Here is a 15,426-nt window from a genome sequence, read left to right on the forward strand (position 1 = left end):
CGGTCGGCGAACTTGACGATCTGCTGGATCAGCTTCTTGCCGCCGTCGTCGGCCGGGTGGGCCTTGCCCGCGATGACCAGCTGGATCGGCCGCTCGGGGTGCAGCAGCAGCGACTTGAGCCGCTCGGGGTCGCGCATCATCAGCGTGAGCCGCTTGTACGACGCCGCGCGCCGGGCGAACCCGATCGTCAGCACGTCGGGGTCGAGCACGGTGTCGATCCAGCTCAGCTCGGCCTTGGCCGCGCCGCGCTTCTCCCACGACTTGCGCAGGCGCCGGCGGGCGTCGACGACGAGGCGCTCGCGCAGCGTGCGCTTGACCGCCCAGATGTCCGCGCCGGGCACCTTGTCGGCCGCGGCCCAGAAGCCGGTCGTGTCGTCGGACTCGGAGTCGGCGCCGACCGAGACGGCGAGCTCGATGACCTCACGGGCGACCCACGACGGCGCGTGGACGCCGTTGGTGATGGAGCCGATCGGGACCTCGGCCTCGTCGAAGGCCGGCCAGAGCCCGTTGAACATCCCGCGGCTCACGTGGCCGTGCAGCTCGGAGACGCCGTTGGCGCGCTGCGCCAGGCGGAAACCCATCACCGCCATGTTGAAGACGGCCGGGTCACCGCCCTCGTAGTCCTCCGCGCCGAGGGCGAGCACCCGCTCGACGGGTACGCCGGGGGTCGGGCCCGCCTCGCTGAAGTACTGCTCGACGAGCGTCAGCGGGAAGCGGTCGATGCCGGCGGGCACCGGGGTGTGGGTCGTGAAGACCGTGGAGGCGCGGCTGACCTCGAGCGCGGTGTCGAAGTCGAGCTTCGGGCCGCCCTCGGCGACCGTCAGCTCGCGGATCCGCTCCAGGCCGAGGAAGCCGGCGTGGCCCTCGTTGGTGTGGAAGACCTCCGGGGCGGCGTGGCCGGTGATGCGGCAGAACGCGCGGATCGCACGGACGCCGCCGACGCCCAGCAGCAGCTCCTGGCGCATCCGGTGCTCGCTGTTGCCGCCGTACAGCCGGTCGGTCACGTCGCGGTAGTGGTCGGGGTTGCCCTCGACGTCGGTGTCGAGCATCAGCAGCGGGACCCGCCCGACGCTCGCGACCCAGATGCGCGCCAGCAGCTCGGGTCCGTCGGGAAGGGCGATGCTGATCATCGCCCGGGCGCCGTTCTCCTCGCGCAGCAGCGAGATCGGCAGGCCGTCGGGGTCGAGGACCGGGTAGGTCTCCTGCTGCCACCCCTCACGCGAGAGCGCCTGCTTGAAGTAGCCGTGGCGGTAGAGCAGGCCGACACCGATGATCGGCACGCCCAGGTCGCTGGCCGCCTTGAGGTGGTCACCCGCGAGGATGCCGAGGCCGCCGGAGTACTGCGGCAGCACCGAGGTGATGCCGAACTCCGGGGAGAAGTAGCCGATCGCCTGCGGACCCTGCTCGCCCCGGGCGAGCCGGCGCTGGTACCACCGGTCCTCGGTCAGGTAGCGCTGCAGGTCCGCGTGGGCGGCGCCGAGGCGGGTGAGGAAGCCGTCGTCGGCCGCCAGCTCCTCGAGCCGGCGGCGCCCCACGGCACCCAGCAGCTTGACCGGGTCGCGTCCGGTCGACTCCCACAGGACGGGGTCGACGGACTCGAAGACGTCCTGGGACTGGGGGTGCCAGGACCACCTCAGGTTGCCGGCGAGATCACCCAGCGCAGCCAGGGACGGGGGCAGGACAGGACGGACGGTGAATCGACGGATCGCACGCACCCGGCGACCGTACAGCCTGATGCTTGGAACGATCAAAGAATGGCGAAAACGTTATCGTGCGGCCCTCGTCACGCCGGTGGGGCGCCCGTCCACATAACGAACCCAGCCGTCCGGCGTTGACCGGAGCATGATCCGCACCCCCCTGCGCCGCGGCCGCCTTCGTGCCGCCTCGCTGGCCCTGCTGACCGCCACCCTGGTCCCCGGGTTCGCGCAGCTGCCGGCCTTCGCCACCAGCGCCACGAGCGCCCCCGCCGCCTCGACGGCCCCCGACGTCACCCACCCCCTCGGCAGCCTCGGCGACCCGGTCGCGGGCCTCACCGACCTCGACGCCCGCGGCAGCGTGCTCCCCTCGCTCGCCCAGCGCTCGGCGGCCGCCCGGCTCGGCGCGGTCGACCTGCGTTGGAACCAGTTCGGTACGCCGGCCTCGATCCTGCCCGCCGACGGCGTGCTCGCGCGGGCCACCTCCAGCGACCCGGTGGTCGCCGCTCGCGCCTGGCTCAGCGACCACGCGGCGGTGTTCGGCATGACCCGCGCCGCGGTCGCCGACCTCGAGCTGGTCAACGACCAGCGCCTCGCCCAGAGCGACGCGCACGCCGTGCTGTTCCGCCAGCGCTTCGGCGGGCTGACCCCCGCGCTGGCGAGCATGGTCACCGTCGGCGTCGCGAACGGCGAGATCGCCTACGTGTCCTCCTCGATCGTGAAGGCCGGCGGCTCCGCGCCCGCCGCGACGCTGAGCCCGGTGCAGGCCTGGGTCAAGGCGGCCGCCAACGTGGGACGCACGCTCGACGGCGGCGTCCTGAGCAAGATCACCTCCCAGGTGGCCGAGGGCTGGACCCGTCTGTCCGTGCCCGGCTACCCCCAGCAGCAGCTGGTCCGGCTGCGCGCGCTCGCGCTGGCCGACGGCTCGGTGCGGCCGGTGTTCGAGACCAACGTGCTGGACGTCCAGAAGGGCTCCGCGTTCGCCTACACGCTGATGGTCGACGGCGTGACCGGCGCCATCCTGCACCGACAGAACCGGGCCGAGAACAGCAGCGACGCCTTCCAGTTCCAGGGCGAGATCACCGCGACCGACTGCGGCCCGAAGCACGAGTTCGAGCTCACCGACGCCAACACCAAGCAGATCGTCGCTGTCGCCTCGGCCCTCAACACCCTCAACGACATCGAGGTCAAGGTCTTCGACCCGCAGGGCCAGCTGCTGGTCGCAGGCGACCTCGGCACCAGCCCCGAGGTGGCGACGTACTCCGCCGACTCGATGCCGGCCGGCATCTACACGATGCAGGTGTGCCCCTTCGCCAGCCCGACCGTGCCGTTCCTGCCGCCGGGCAACTACGTCGCCGCCGTGACCACCAGCGACACCGCCGGCCCCTCGACCGGCGACGTCGGCTTCTCTCCGAAGTGGCGCTACTTCACCGCCAACCCCTCGCTCGACTACTCCCCTGACACCACGCCCGCCAACTCCGTGATCGGCTGCTGGGTCGCGGGCGAGGGCTGCACGTCGCCGTCGGGTCCCTTCCGCAACGTCGCCGCGCCAGGCCCGTGGGACTCGGTCGCCTCGACGGGCGTCGGCTCGATGACGACGATCGGCAACAACGCCAACACCCACGAGGCCTGGCTGAACCCGCTCGCCCCGGGTGGCGCGCTGCAGGCACCGGTCTCGCCGACCAGGGAGTACACCGGCGAGTTCACCGACGCCTGGAACAACTCCCGGTGCGACCCGACCCAGCTGGTGCCGGGCGGCAACGACATCGACGCGTCGGTGACGAACCTGTTCGTCGCGCACAACCGGATGCACGACTACTCCTACTACCTGGGCTTCACCGAGGACAACTACAACCTCCAGCTCGACAACCTCGGTCGCGGCGGGGTCCCCGGTGACCAGGAGGTCGGCAACGCCCAGGCCGGCGCGATCACCGGCGGTCAGCCGTTGCTGCTCGGTCGCGACAACGCCAACCAGATCACGTTGCAGGACGGCGTGCCGGGCATCACCAACCAGTACCTCTTCCAGCCGCTCGCCGGGGCGTTCTACTCCCCCTGCGTGGACGGCGCCCTCGACATGGGCATCGTCGGCCACGAGTACACCCACGCCATCAGCAACCGCATGGTCGGCGGACCCGACGAGGGCCTGACCTCCGAGCAGGGCGGCGCGATGGGCGAGTCGTGGGGCGACCTGACGGCCGGTGAGTACATGTTCAGCCACGGCTACGCCAACGGCGGCAACCCGTGGGCCGTCGGCGTCTACGCCACCGGCAACAAGGCCGTCGCGATCCGTGACTACGCGATCGACAAGAACCCGCTCAACTACTCCGACTACGGCTTCGACAGCACCGGCAACGAGGTGCACGCCGACGGCGAGATCTGGAACGGCACGCAGTGGGAGGTGCGCCAGGCGCTGGTGAAGAAGTGGAACCGCCAGTTCCCCTACACCAACAAGGCGCTCCAGCTGCGCTGCGCGCAGGCGACGGCGACCGGCAGCCCGCTTCCGGCCAGCCAGTGCCCGGGCAACCGGCGCTGGATCCAGCTCGTCTTCGACGCCTTCCTGCTCCAGCAGGGCGCCACGTCGATGCTCGACGCCCGCGACGCCATGCTCGCCGCCGACCGGATGCGGTTCGGCGGGAAGGACGTCGCGGTCATGTGGGACGCCTTCGCCAGGCGCGGCATGGGCAAGGGAGCGTCGGTGCCCAACGCCGACTCCGGCGACACTGCGCCGAGCTTCGCCTCGCCCGCCTCGAAGAACGGCACCGTGACCTTCCGCGGCAACCGTCCGGGAAAGATCTACGTCGGTCACTACGAGGCGCGTGCGACGCCGATCGCCGACACGACCTCCGGCGGCAAGCTGAAGAACACCGCGCAGTTCGTCCCGGGTCGCTACGAGATGCTGTTCGTCTCCCCCTCCGGTGGCTTCAAGCGGTTCACGATGGCGGTGAAGCCGGGCAAGCAGACGCTCACCGTCCGGGCCCCGAAGAACCTCGCGGCGAAGAAGAACGGCGCCAAGCTGCTCGGCGCGAGCGAGGGATCGCTCAACGCGCTGGCCCTCATCGACGGGACCGAGCGCACGGCCTGGGGCGGCGTGACCGCGGGCAACGTCGACGAGACCCACCCGTACGTCGCCGTCGACCTGGCCGGCGGGGTCCACACCGTGCGGCGCGTCCAGGTGAGCGCCATGCTCAACCCGGCGCCCGCCGACCCCAACGAGCTGCCGTTCGCGGCCGACCCCGACCCCGACTCGGGCTCGAGGTTCACCGCCCTGCGCCAGTTCGCGCTCGAGGCGTGTGTCCGTGGCTGCGAGACCTCGTCCGCGGTCTGGAAGCGGTTCTACGTCTCGCCCGGCAACGCCTTCCCGGCCGTGCGCCCGCGTCCGGTCGCGCCGAACCTCACGCTGCGCGCCTTCAAGGTCCCGGCGACGAAGGCCGCTGCCGTCAGGCTCGTCGTGCTCGAGAACCAGTGCACGGGCTTCGCCGGGTACGCCGATGAGCAGGACAACGACCCGAGCAACGACACCGACTGCAAGACCGGGTCCGACCGGGGCACGATCGTGCACGCCGCGGAGCTGCAGGTGTACTGATCTGCTGAGGCGACGCGGGGCGGTGACGGCGGTCACCGCCCCGCGTCGCGTTCCGGGGTCGGTGTTTCCGACCGGCCTGCGGGGGTACGGCGTCCAGGGGCGAAATGCCCCTGCCGCACGTGCCCGCACCCTCGCTAGGTTGGAGATCATGGTCGGACGTATCCCCGTCATGAACGTCACTCCTCTTGTCGACCTCGGTCGACAGCCCGCGAAAGCCACCGTCGGTGAACCGTTCCCGGTGACCGCCACGGTGTTCCGCGAGGGCCACGACCAGCTCGCCGCGGAGGTCGTGCTCACCGGCCCGGACGGCAAGCGCCGGCCCCCGGTGCGGATGACCCCGCACGCCACGATCCCCGACCGCTACGAGGCGTGGGTGACGCCCGACGCCGGTGGCGCCTGGAGCTTCGAGGTGATGGCCTGGTCCGACCCGCTGGCGACCTGGCAGCACGACGCCGCGCTCAAGATCCCCGCCGGTGTCGACGTCGACCTGATGTTCCTCGAGGCCAAGCTCCTGCTGGAGAAGGTCGTCGCCTCCCTTGATCCCCGCGATCCGTCGGCCGCCGACGCCGCCCAGGTGCTCCAGGGTGCGATCGACGCAGCCACCGACGCCAAGCGTCCGGCCCCCGCCCGGCTCGCCGTGCTCGAGGCGCCCGACGTGACCGGCGTCCTCGCCACCCACCCGATCCGCGAGCTCGTCACCGTCGAGGGCCCCTACCCGGCGTACGCCGACCGGCCCCAGGCCCTGGCCAGCAGCTGGTACGAGTTCTTCCCCCGCTCCGAGGGCGCGACCAAGGACCCCACGACCGGCAAGGTCGTCAGCGGCAACTTCCAGACCGCCGCCAAGCGGCTGGACGCGGTGGCGGCGATGGGCTTCGACGTCGTCTACCTGCCGCCGATCCACCCGATCGGCGAGGTCAACCGCAAGGGGCCCAACAACACCCTCGACCCCGGCCCGGACGACACCGGATCACCGTGGGCCATCGGCTCCAAGGACGGCGGCCACGACGCGATCCACCCCGACCTCGGCTCGTTCGAGGACTTCGACGCGTTCGTCGCCAAGGCCCAGTCGCTCGGCATCGAGGTCGCGCTCGACCTGGCGCTGCAGGCGGCCCCCGACCACCCCTGGGTCAAGACGCACCCCGAGTGGTTCACCACGCGCGCCGACGGGACGATCGCGTACGCCGAGAACCCGCCCAAGAAGTACCAGGACATCTACCCGATCAACTTCGACAACGACCCCACCGGCATCTGCCAGGAGGTCCTGCGGATCGTCCGGCTCTGGATGTCGCACGGCGTGCGGATCTTCCGGGTCGACAACCCGCACACCAAGCCGGTCGCGTTCTGGGAGTGGCTGCTCAAGGAGATCCGGCGCACCGACCCCGACGTGATCTTCCTCGCCGAGGCGTTCACCCGCCCGGCGATGATGCGGGCGCTGGGCGCCGTCGGGTTCCACCAGTCCTACACGTACTTCACCTGGCGCAACGCGAAGTGGGAGCTGGAGGAGTACCTCCGCGAGCTGTCGCACGAGTCCGACCACCTGATGCGACCGAACTTCTTCGTCAACACCCCGGACATCCTCCACGCCTACCTGCAGTACGGCGGACCCAACGCGTTCAAGATCCGAGCCGCGATCGCCGCCACGGGCTCACCCAGCTGGGGGGTCTACGCCGGCTACGAGCTGTTCGAGCACGTGGCGGTGCGCCCCGGCAGCGAGGAGTACCTCGACTCGGAGAAGTACCAGATCCGCATCCGCGACTGGGACGCCGCCGACCGGGACAACCGCACTCTCGCGCCGTACCTCACGCGACTCAACGAGATCCGCCGCCAGCACCCCGCCCTGCAGCTGCTGCGCAACGTCGCGATCCACTGGAGCGACGACGAGAACATCCTGGTGTTCTCCAAGCGGCGCGTCCTGCCCGACGGGCAGGACGACACGGTGATCGTCGTGGTCAACGTCGACCCCCACGGTGCCCGCGAGACCACCGTCCACCTCGACCTGGCCGCGCTCGGGCTCACGGCCGGGGAGAGCTTCCTGGTCCACGACGAGATCACCGGCGAGGACTGGACCTGGGGCGAGCACAACTATGTCCGGCTCGACCCGTTCCACGAACCCGCCCACATCCTCAGCGTCAGGAGGCCCCGGTGACCGACGCCCACCCGGACCCGACCACCGAGCACGCCCCAGACCATCCCGCCGACAGCACCCCCGAGTGGTTCAAGACCGCGGTCTTCTACGAGGTCCTGGTCCGCGCGTTCCGCGACTCCAACGCCGACGGCACCGGTGACTTCCGAGGCCTGGTCGAGAAGCTCGACTACCTCCAGTGGCTCGGGGTCGACTGCCTGTGGATCCCGCCGTTCTTCCCCAGCCCGCTGCGCGACGACGGCTACGACGTCGCCGACTACACCGGCGTGCACCCCGAGATCGGCACCATCGAGGACTTCCGGTTCTTCCTCGACCAGGCGCATCAGCGCGGCCTGCGCGTGATCATCGACTTCGTCATGAACCACACCAGCGACCAGCACCCGTGGTTCCAGGCCTCCCGGTCCGACCCGGAGGGTCCCTACGGCGACTTCTACGTCTGGTCCGACACCGACGAGCTCTACCAGGACGCTCGGATCATCTTCGTCGACACCGAGCCGTCGAACTGGACGTGGGACCCGGTGCGCCAGCAGTACTTCTGGCACCGGTTCTTCTCCCACCAGCCCGACCTCAACTTCGACAACCCGGCCGTCCACGAGGCGATCGTCGACGCGATCCGGTTCTGGCTGGACATGGGGATGGACGGGTTCCGCCTCGACGCGGTCCCCTACCTCTACGAGCGTCCCGGCACCAACGGCGAGAACCTCCCGGAGACCCACGACTTCCTCAAGAAGATCCGCAAGGTCGTCGACGACGAGTACCCCGGGCGGGTGCTGCTGTGCGAGGCCAACCAGTGGCCCGAGGACGTGGTCGAGTACTTCGGCGACTTCGAGGTCGGCGGCGACGAGTGCCACATGGCCTTCCACTTCCCGGTCATGCCGCGCATCTTCATGGCGGTGCGGCGCGAGTCCCGCTTTCCGATCTCCGAGATCCTCGAGCAGACCCCGCCGATCCCCGACAAGTGCCAGTGGGGCATCTTCCTGCGCAACCACGACGAGCTCACGCTCGAGATGGTCACCGACGAGGACCGCGACTACATGTGGGGCGAGTACGCCAAGGACCCCCGCATGAAGGCCAACATCGGCATCCGGCGCCGGCTCGCGCCGCTGCTCGACAACGACACCAACCAGATCGAGCTGTTCAACGCCCTGCTGCTCTCGCTGCCCGGCTCGCCGGTGCTCTACTACGGCGACGAGATCGGCATGGGCGACAACATCTGGCTCGGTGACCGCGACGGCGTGCGCACCCCGATGCAGTGGACCGCCGATCGCAACGCGGGCTTCTCCTCGGCCACTCCCGGCAAGCTGGACCGGCCGGTCATCCAGGACCCGGTCTTCGGGTACCAGTCGGTCAACGTCGAGGCCCAGCTCGAGAACTCCTCGTCCCTGCTCCACTGGAACAGGCGGATGATCCACACCCGCCGCAACCACCCGGCCTTCGGCCTGGGCTCGTTCCACGACCTGGGCGGGTCGAACCCGACGGTGCTCTCCTACGTGCGCGAGCACGTCGCGGAGGACGGCACCGAGGACATCATCTTGTGCGTCAACAACCTGTCCCGGTTCCCCCAGCCGGTCGAGCTCGACCTGCGCCGCTTCGAGGGCCGGCGCCCCGTCGAGCTCCTCGGCCGGGTCCCGTTCCCCGAGATCGGCGAGCTGCCCTACCTGCTCACGCTCGCGGGCTACGGGTTCTACTGGTTCCGTCTGACCGCCCCCGAGACGACCGAGGAGGCGCAGCTGCTGTGACACTCGACGACGACCTGACGCCCCAGACACCCGAGACCGCACCCGGCACCTCGCCCGCGGGCTCTGACGGACCCGAGGTGTTCGCGCGTTACCTGGAGCGCACCCGGTGGTTCGGCGGCAAGGGTCGGCCCTTCGAGGTCGCCTCCGTACGCCGGATCGGCGAGGTCCCGCGCGACGACGACGGACCCCGCGTGGTGATCGACCTCGTCGAGGTCGCCTACTCCGACGGCCCCGGCGGCACCGAGGTCTACCAGGTGCCGATGTCGTTCTACACCGAGCCGGAGGGTCGGCTCGACCACGCCTTCATCGGCTGGTGGGAGGAGCCCGGCCACGGCTGGGTGCACGCCTACGACGCCCTGCACGACCGCGAGGCCATGCAGAGCTGGCTGCGCGCCTTCGACCGCGCGGCGGGTGAGCCCGGCGGCAACCTCAGCGACGGCGAGAGCGGCCTGCGGTTCCACCGGCTGCCCGGCCACGACCTCGACCTCACCGCGCACTCGACGCTGTTCTCCGGCGAGCAGTCCAACTCCTCGGTCGCCTACGGCGAGGACTGCCTGATGAAGGTGTTCCGCAAGATCACCCCGGGAGTCAACCCCGACATCAGCGTCCACGAGGTGCTGACCAACGCCGGCTCCGACCACGTCGCCGCCCTCTACGGCTGGCTCGACTGGGTCGACGGGGAGGCCGACCCGGAGGCCGAGGAGCGCTCGGGGACGACCATGCAGCTCGCGATGCTGCAGCAGTTCCTGCGCACCGCCAGCGACGGGTGGGACCTCGCGCTCACGAGCGCCCGCAACCTGTTCGCCGAGGGCGACCTCCATGCCCACGAGGCCGGGGGCGACTTCGCCGCCGAGTCCGCACGGCTCGGCGAGGCGTTGCGGGAGGTGCACGCGGACCTCGCGGAGCAGTTCCCCGTCGACCGCCGCGGCCCCGAGGCGCTGAGCGAGCTCGCGGACGCCATGGTCGCGCGGCTCGAGGCCGCCCTCGAGGTGGTGCCCGAGCTGGCCGAGCACGCCGACGCGCTGCGGACGGCGTACGACCGCCTCCGCACCCTGGGCGGGCTGGAGGTGCAGCAGATCCACGGCGACCTGCACCTGGGCCAGACGCTGCGGACCAGCCTGGGCTGGAAGATCGTCGACTTCGAGGGTGAGCCGGCCAAGCCGCTCGCCGAGCGGCTCAAGCCCGACTCGGTGTGGCGCGACGTCGCCGGCATGCTGCGCTCCTTCGACTACGTCCCGCACGTGGTGGAGCGCCAGTTCGCCGAGGACCAGCCCGAGGGTGCCAGCCAACGCGCCTACCGGGCCGAGGAGTGGGCCGAGCGCAACCGCACCCACTTCCTGGCCGCGTACGCCGGCGGCGAGCTCACCGCCGAGCAACAGACCCTGCTGGATGCCTACGTCGCCGACAAGGCGGTGTACGAGACCGTGTACGAGACACGCAACCGTCCGACCTGGGTGGCCATCCCACTCGAGGCCGTGGCGAGGATCGGAGCGGCATGACCCTCAAGAAGACCAAGAAGTCCACCCCCGCCGCGCCGTCGGCCCCCGGTCCGGCCCCGGCTCCGCGTGGGGAGGCGAGCCCCGAGGCGGCACCCGCCGCGAAGCCCACCGTGCGGCCGGTCTCGCTGGGCGAGCTGCACCAGATCGCCCACGGGGAGCACGGCAACCCCCACGGCGTCCTCGGGCCGCACCCCCACGACGGGGCGGTCACCGTCCGCGTGCTCCGGCCGCTGGCGAGCACCGTCACGGTCCGGTGGAGCGACGGGTCGGCGTCCGGCGAGGTCGAGCTGACCCACGAGCACGAAGGCGTCTGGGTGGGCGTGATCCCGCTGGTCGACGTGCCCGACTACCGGGTCGCCGTGACCTACGGCTCCGACGAGATCGTCGTGGACGACCCGTACCGCTTCCTGCCCACGCTGGGCGAGGTCGACCTGCACCTGATCAACGAGGGCCGCCACGAGCAGCTCTGGGAGGTGCTCGGCGCGCGGGTGCACCACTACCCCGGCGCGCTGTCCCCGGTCACCGGCACCTCCTTCGCGGTCTGGGCGCCCTCGGCGCGGGCGATCCGCATCAAGGCGGACTTCAACAGCTGGGACGGCCGCGAGCACCCGATGCGCCAGCTCGGCACGTCCGGCGTCTGGGAGCTCTTCGTGCCCGACGTCGGCGCCGGCACGGCGTACAAGTACGCGATCCTCGGCCCCGACGGCCAGTGGCGCGAGAAGGCCGACCCGATGGCCCAGTGGGCCGAGAAGCCCGCCGACACGGCTTCGAAGGTCTACGAGTCGAGCTACGCCTGGGGCGACGACGCCTGGCTCGCCGAGCGCGCCCAGCGCCAGCCGGTGGCCTCGCCGATGAGCATCTACGAGATGCACCTCGCGTCGTGGAAGAAGCACCCCGACGGCCGTTTCTGGTCGTGGGCCGAGCTGGCCGAGGAGCTCCCCGAGTACGTCGCCGGGCTGGGCTTCACCCACGTCGAGCTGATGCCGGTGATGCAGCACCCGTTCGGCGGCTCGTGGGGCTACCACGTGACGTCGTACTTCGCTCCGGACGCTCGGTTCGGCGACCCGGACGGGTTCCGGCTGCTCGTCGACCGGCTCCACCAGGCCGGCGTCGGGGTCATCCTGGACTGGGTGCCCGGGCACTTCGCCACCGACGAGTGGGCGCTGGCCCGCTTCGACGGCACGCCGCTCTACGAGGACCCCAACCCCCAGCGCGGCTGGCACAAGGAGTGGGGCTCCCACATCTTCAACTTCGGGCGCCGCGAGGTGCGCAACTTCCTCTACGCCAACGCGCTCTACTGGCTCGAGGAGTTCCACGCCGACGGCCTGCGCGTCGACGGTGTCGCCTCGATGCTCTACCTCGACTACGCCCGCGAGGAGGGCGAGTGGACGCCGAACATCCACGGCGGTCACGAGAACCTCGAGGCGGTGCAGTTCCTCCAGGAGATGAACGCCACCGTCTACAAGCGGGTCCCCGGCATCACCACGATCGCCGAGGAGTCGACGTCGTGGCCCGGAGTCACGCGACCGACCGAGCACGACGGACTGGGCTTCGGGTTCAAGTGGAACATGGGCTGGATGCACGACTCGTTGGACTACATGGCCCACGAGCCCGTGCACCGCGCCTACCACCACGGCGAGATGACGTTCTCGCTGGTCTATGCCTGGTCGGAGAACTTCGTGCTCCCGATCAGCCACGACGAGGTCGTCCACGGCAAGGGCTCGCTGCTGCGCAAGATGCCCGGCGACCGGTGGCAGCAGCTGGCCAACCTGCGCGCCTACCTCGGCTTCATGTGGGCCCACCCGGGCAAGCAGCTGCTGTTCATGGGCGCCGAGCTCGGCCAGGAGTCGGAGTGGGCGGAGTCGCGCGAGCTCGACTGGTGGCTGCTCGACCACCCCGAGCACCGCGGAGTGCAGTCGCTGGTGCGCGACCTCAACACGACGTACGTCGCCAGCCCCGCCCTCTGGGCCCGCGACCACGAGGCCGACGGCTTCCAGTGGATCGACGCCAACGACGCGGGACGCAACGTCTTCTCGTTCGTCCGGCGCAGCGGTGCCGGCGAGCCCGACCTGGTCTGCGTCTCGAACTTCGCCGCCGTTCCCCACGACGACTACCGCCTCGGGCTGCCGTCGGCCGGCGAGTGGGACGAGGTGCTCAACACCGACGCCGAGGTCTACAGCGGCTCGGGCGTCGGCAACCTCGGCTCCGTCACCGCGGTCGAGGGCGAGTGGTCCGGTCAGCCGGCCCACGCCACCGTCGTGGTTCCGCCGCTGGCGACGGTGTGGTTCCGCAAGCGGGCCTAGGGCACGGCTCCTTGGCGCGGGTTCGGCCGGTCGGCCGGTGACTCCTGGGACTCGGTCGCGCTCGGGGCCCGTCGGTAGAGTTCCAGCGTGACCGAGCAGCCGATCTCCGTGACCACCGTCGCGGAAGGCATCGCGCGGATCTCGTGGACCTCCGACCAGCCGGTCGACGTGGTGCGCCACGAGGTCGCCTCGGCGCTCGCCGGGCACGCCCGGGTCGAGGCGCTGGTCGACCCCGACGACGAGGCCGGTCAGCGGATCGCGACCTGGTCGGGCCTGCGCCGCGAGGGCGTGATGCGTGGCGTCACCGTCGAGGGCCGGACCGTCGACCGGATCGTCTACGCCCGGCTGGCCACCGACGAGCCCGTGCACGAGCCCCAGGGGTTCCGGGCGCTGCTCAACTCCTTCCTCCCCCGCAAGCGGGCGATCAGCCAGATGCTGATCCGCGACGGCGACGAGCGGGTGCTGCTGTGCCAGCTCACCTACAAGCAGGACTGGGACCTGCCCGGTGGGGTCGTCGAGGTCGGTGAGTCGCCCCAGCTCGCCGTCGCGCGCGAGGTCGAGGAGGAGCTCGGCCTGCAGGTCGAGCCGGGTTCGCTGCTGCTCACCGACTGGTTGCCGCCGTGGAGCGGCTGGGACGACGCCCTGTGCCTGGTCTTCGACGGCGGCGCCCATGACGCCTCGATCACCGACGCGATCGTGCGCCAGACCCGCGAGATCCGCTCCGCCGAGTTCTGCACCCCCGACCAGGTGCGCGAGCGGTGCGCCGACTTCACCGCGCGCCGCATCGCCTCGGCGCTGGCCAACCTGGGCGGCGGCCGCCCGGCGTACGTCGAGTCCGGCGGCGCCTGAGCCTGCCGCTGTCGTCCCACCGGCGCGCGCCCGGGCTCGCTCGGGGATCAGGCCAGATCCGGTCCGGTCCCGGAAATGTTGTCGTTTGGTCACCAACCGCAACACCGGGCGCGGATCGTCTGTCGTTGGTGACCAAACGACGGTCGGCCGCGCGCCCTTGACCCCCGTGCAACGATGATTACATGATTACAAACGAACAACGAGAGCGGGTGGCGGGCTGGTTCGCCGGCCGGCTCCCGGCGGAGTGGCAGAGCGCCCCCGCCCAGGTCACCGTCGACCGCGAGGAGATCACGGTCGTCCTCACGATCCCGGACGTCGGGCTGACCGATGCCTCCGAGCCTGCGCTCGCCGAGGCCCGTGCCGGCCGCGCGTCGGCGTTCCGCGAGGACACCCGCGAGCGGCGCATGGAGATCGCGCAGGAGGCCCAGCACCGGTTCGAGCGCAAGGTCTCGTGGGGCCTGGCGGTCGGCGAGCACCGCGAGCTGTGGACCCACGTCGCCGCGCCGGTCATGACCCGGCTGCGCCAGCCCCAGCGAATGGTGCTCGACACCCTCGTGGACGCCGGCGTCGCCCGGTCACGGGCCGACGCGCTCGCCTGGTGCGTCCGACTGGTCGGCCAGCACGAGAACGACTGGCTCACCGAGCTGCGCGCGGCCATGGAGTCCGTCGCCGACGTCCGCGCCAAGGGCCCGGCCGCCTGAGCGACGCGCCGGCCGCATCGCGACGAGCACGCCGAGGATCAGCACCGCTCCCCCGGTGAGCTCGGCGAGGTTCGGGCGCTGGTCGAGCAGCAGCCACGCCGAGGCCATCGCCGCGGCCGGCGCGAGCAGCACCCACGGCACCACGGCCGAGGGCGGGTTGCGCGCGAGGAGGGTGTTGAACACGCCGTACCCCACCAGTGACGCGAGGCCGGCCGTGTAGAGCGTGGAGAGGCCCGCCTGCCACGACAGCGAGACCAGCGCGTCGCCCACCACCGCGGGACCGTCGAGCGCCAGCGCCAGTGCCAGCAACGGGACGGGTACGACGAGCGCCGACCACACCGTGAGCGACAGCCCACCACGCACCCCCGAGGCGCGGGAGACGACGTTGCCGATCCCCCACGAGAGCGCACCGAGCAGGCACAGCGCGAGTGCGGCCGCGCTGACGTGCCCACCTCGCCCGGCACCGACGATCACGAGACCGACCGAGCCGAGCAGCACCCCGGTGGTCTGGCCGCCGGTGGGCAGCTCGCGCAGCACGCCGGCAGCGATGAGGACCGTGAAGATCACCTGCGCCTGCAGGACGAGCGCGGCCAGCCCCGGCGGCATGCCGGCCGCCATGGAGGCGTAGAGGAAGCCGAACTGCCCCAGTGACATGAACACACCGACCGCCGCGACGACCCGCCACGGCGCCACCGGGCGGGGCACCAGGAACACCGCGGGCACGACGACGGCGGTGAACCGAATCGCCGCGAACACCAGCGGCGGCACGCCGGCCATGCCCCAGTCGATCACCACGAAGTTGAAGCCCCAGATCGTGGCCACCAGGGCCGCCAGCAGCGAGTCGCGTCGGTTCACCGGACCAGCCAACCCCAGTCGAGGATGAAGCACCAGCGAACAGTCGTGCATGGATCCATG

General features: G+C 71.0%; 8 protein-coding genes and 1 pseudogene. 7 read left to right on the plus strand and 2 right to left on the minus strand.

The window, feature by feature from the left end:
* Window positions 1-1,715: alpha-glucan family phosphorylase (glgP, locus tag Q0L15_RS13925; RefSeq protein ID WP_296605049.1), on the minus strand; the 1,715-nt coding region annotated here is incomplete at its 3' end.
* A gap of 127 nt (window positions 1,716-1,842) precedes the next feature.
* Here glgP and Q0L15_RS13930 point away from each other — a divergent pair.
* The 7 genes from Q0L15_RS13930 to Q0L15_RS24990 all read left to right on the plus strand — a co-directional run bounded on the left by Q0L15_RS13930 (window position 1,843) and on the right by Q0L15_RS24990 (window position 14,511).
* Window positions 1,843-5,277 (plus strand): M36 family metallopeptidase, encoded by a 3,435-nt coding sequence (locus Q0L15_RS13930; protein ID WP_296605050.1) that lies wholly within the window; start codon window positions 1,843-1,845, stop codon window positions 5,275-5,277.
* A gap of 148 nt (window positions 5,278-5,425) precedes the next feature.
* The gene (locus Q0L15_RS13935) at window positions 5,426-7,423 is read left to right on the plus strand and encodes a maltotransferase domain-containing protein (RefSeq protein ID WP_296605051.1); all 1,998 of its coding nucleotides are present in this window, start codon (window positions 5,426-5,428) and stop codon (window positions 7,421-7,423) included.
* Window positions 7,420-9,159, plus strand: coding sequence for a maltose alpha-D-glucosyltransferase (gene treS, locus Q0L15_RS13940; protein WP_296605052.1), 1,740 nt, complete (start codon window positions 7,420-7,422; stop codon window positions 9,157-9,159). Before Q0L15_RS13935 ends, treS begins: the two co-directional genes overlap by 4 nt.
* Window positions 9,156-10,658: a hypothetical protein gene (locus Q0L15_RS13945; protein ID WP_296605053.1), complete on the plus strand. Its 1,503-nt coding sequence runs from the start codon at window positions 9,156-9,158 to the stop codon at window positions 10,656-10,658. Before treS ends, Q0L15_RS13945 begins: the two co-directional genes overlap by 4 nt.
* Entirely contained in the window at window positions 10,655-12,961 is a 2,307-nt protein-coding gene (glgB, locus tag Q0L15_RS13950) for a 1,4-alpha-glucan branching protein GlgB (protein WP_296605054.1), read from the plus strand. The genes Q0L15_RS13945 and glgB overlap by 4 nt, the downstream gene beginning before the upstream one ends.
* Window positions 12,962-13,048: 87 nt before the next feature.
* Window positions 13,049-13,810 (plus strand): NUDIX hydrolase, encoded by a 762-nt coding sequence (locus Q0L15_RS13955; protein ID WP_296605055.1) that lies wholly within the window; start codon window positions 13,049-13,051, stop codon window positions 13,808-13,810.
* 209 nt (window positions 13,811-14,019) lie between these two features.
* On the plus strand, window positions 14,020-14,511 hold the full coding sequence (locus Q0L15_RS24990; protein ID WP_366939577.1) for a hypothetical protein: 492 nt from the start codon (window positions 14,020-14,022) through the stop codon (window positions 14,509-14,511).
* 30 nt (window positions 14,512-14,541) lie between these two features.
* Here Q0L15_RS24990 and Q0L15_RS13960 read toward each other — a convergent pair.
* Window positions 14,542-15,417 (minus strand): annotated as a pseudogene (locus Q0L15_RS13960) (EamA family transporter); the annotation flags it as partial.
* Window positions 15,418-15,426: the final 9 nt, after the last annotated feature.

Origin of the sequence: Nocardioides sp. (genome assembly GCF_024509035.1) — a bacterium.
In the GTDB taxonomy this organism is placed as follows: Bacteria; Actinomycetota; Actinomycetes; order Propionibacteriales; family Nocardioidaceae; genus Nocardioides.

What these genes read in the sequence shown, in the direction of transcription:
- Q0L15_RS13935 (WP_296605051.1), top strand. Translation starts at nt 5,426, where the DNA reads ATGGTCGGACGTATCCCCGTCATGAACGTCACTCCTCTTGTCGACCTC.
- glgB (WP_296605054.1), top strand. Translation starts at nt 10,655, where the DNA reads ATGACCCTCAAGAAGACCAAGAAGTCCACCCCCGCCGCGCCGTCGGCC.
- Q0L15_RS13930 (WP_296605050.1), top strand. Translation starts at nt 1,843, where the DNA reads ATGATCCGCACCCCCCTGCGCCGCGGCCGCCTTCGTGCCGCCTCGCTG.